This is a genomic window from Ensifer adhaerens, from assembly GCF_001270265.1.
GTDB lineage: Bacteria > Pseudomonadota > Alphaproteobacteria > Rhizobiales > Rhizobiaceae > Ensifer > Ensifer adhaerens_B.
In genome coordinates this window covers 1-1,091 of record NZ_LGAP01000081.1, presented here as the reverse complement: position 1 = coordinate 1,091, position 1,091 = coordinate 1, and the positions used below count along the sequence as shown (strand labels likewise).

Annotated in this window: 1 protein-coding gene; it reads left to right on the top strand. The window is 58.6% G+C overall.

The annotated features are described in order from the left end of the window. Nucleotides 1-37: 37 nt before the first annotated feature. Nucleotides 38-1,069, top strand: coding sequence for an IS630 family transposase (locus AC244_RS34750; RefSeq protein ID WP_053253362.1), 1,032 nt, complete (start codon nt 38-40; stop codon nt 1,067-1,069). Nucleotides 1,070-1,091: the final 22 nt, after the last annotated feature.

Genomic DNA, 1,091 nt, shown 5'->3' with positions numbered 1-1,091 from the left:
TATTGAGTTAGCGAGCGCGAAATAGTATAATTTGGGCATGGAGACAGACGCACGGAAACTGAGCAAATCAGCGCTTTATGAGCTTCGCCGGCAGGTGGTCCGGTTGTACAAGGCCGGTCACAAAGTGATGCGGATTGTCGAGTTGACGGGCCTGTCGTGGCAGGCGGTTCGCAAGGCGATCGACGGCTATGAAGCGGAAGGTGTGGCGAGCCTCAAGCCAAAGGATCGCGGCCGATCCCCAGGCGACGGCCGCAGCCTGAGCCCTGAGCAGGAGGTGCAAATCCGTCGCTTGATCTGCGACAAGCGGCCTGAGCAACTGAAGATGGAATTTGCGCTGTGGACGCGCGGGGCGGTGATGGAGTTGATAAGCCGGGAATGCGGTATTTCCCTGAAGATCCGCGCTGTCGGCAATTATCTGAAGCGCTGGGGGTTTACGCCGCAGAAGCCGATCCGTCGGGCCTATGAGCAAAATCCGCAGGCCGTGCAGGCCTGGCTGGAGGCGACCTATCCAGCGATCGAAGCGCAGGCCAAGGCCGAGGGTGGTGAAATCCACTGGGGCGACGAGACCGCTGTTATCAACACAGACGTGCGCGGCCGATCTTATGCTCCCAAAGGAGAGACGCCGGTCGCTTACGCACCGGGAAGCCGAGCCAAGTTGTCGATGATCTCGACCGTCACCAATCAGGGCAAGACGCGCTGGATGATCATTGAAGAGAACTTCGGCGCGGATCGGCTGATCGAGTTCCTCGAAGCGCTCATCAAAGATGCGGATCGCAAAATCTTTCTCATCCTCGACAATCTCCGGGCGCATCACTCGAAATTGGTCAAGGCATGGCTGGAGACACGCAAAGATCAAATCGAGATCTTCTATCTTCCCAGCTACTCGCCTGAATTGAACCCAGATGAGCGGCTCAATGCCAGCCTCAAGCATGCCATCAGCACCACCGTCCCAGTCAAAACCAAGGCCAGGCTCAAGGCCGCGGCCGAAAGCCACATGACCGGCCTGGCACAGTCGCCAGACGCCGTGCGAGCCTTCTTCCGCGACCCCCGATGCCGATACGCAGCCTAACTATCACCGTGCCGGATCAATA

Coding starts and splice junctions, on each gene's coding strand:
- AC244_RS34750 (WP_053253362.1), top strand. CDS start 38: ATGGAGACAGACGCACGGAAACTGAGCAAATCAGCGCTTTATGAGCTT.